This window comes from Vibrio sp. 1078-1 (assembly GCF_033340475.1).
Genome location: NZ_JAWOWM010000168.1, coordinates 1 through 869 on the forward strand (window position 1 = coordinate 1; position 869 = coordinate 869).

Annotated in this window: 1 protein-coding gene and 1 pseudogene; one reads left to right on the top strand and one right to left on the bottom strand. The window is 41.4% G+C overall.

The features are described from left to right. On the top strand, positions 1-582 hold a 582-nt coding region (locus tag R7190_RS26345; protein WP_318137739.1), incomplete at its 5' end, for an HAD family hydrolase. A 29-nt stretch (positions 583-611) separates the two neighbouring features. On the opposite strand, the pseudogene R7190_RS26350 reads toward R7190_RS26345, so the two are convergent. Further along, positions 612-869 (bottom strand): annotated as a pseudogene (locus R7190_RS26350) (hypothetical protein); the annotation flags it as partial.

The following is an 869-nucleotide window of genomic DNA, read 5'->3' on the forward strand; positions in this document are numbered from 1 at the left end:
CCGCCACACCACGGCACACCAACCCCATCAAAAACAACAGACGAAGCTCAGCCTTTAACGGTCTTCCACGCCGAAGGCAAAATGGACATGGAGGACTACCTAGAATTCTGTATGGCGCCATTGGCTGACATGCCCGTTGCATACGTCCATACGTTGGTAGAAGAGTGTGTAGAGCACCACATCCTGCCTAAGCAGTTTGAGCAATCCAAAACGTTGATAGCACAGTTGGATCGCAATGACATCGATATGGTTATCATCTCTGCGAGCGTGACATTTTTAGTCGAAGCGGTCGGCCATCGATTAGGAATTCCCGTCGCATTAGGAATTGATTTGGTTGAGAAGCACGGCAGCTACAGCGCTGAAATTGCAGGCGTTCCGAGTTATCGAGAAGGCAAAGTTATACGCTTGCAAGCATGGTTAGATGCTCAGCCAGAATCTTATTCTGAAGTCCATTTTTACACCGACTCCATCAATGATTTACCTTTATGTGAATATGCAGATTACGCATATTTGGTGAATCCATGCCCACGCCTCAAAGAACACGCGAATCGTTCAAATTGGACGCTATTACGTTGGAATTAGCCTTCAGTTTTTATAGTAATAAAGAGCAGTTAATAGCTGCTCTTTGGTTTTATGTTACGCACCTCATTATCAGAAATATCCTCATCTAATAACTCTGATATATTTATCGATGATACGATCATATTTTCAGCCTCCTGCGCATTTTCGAGGCATACTTTCATATAACGATCAGTCCATCCATCATGATGAAACTCTATGCTCAGGTAACAATATTTATTAAATAAAAAGCAATAATGACTCTTAAATTTAGATAAACTTTTCTCAGACTCATACTTAATATAATTATT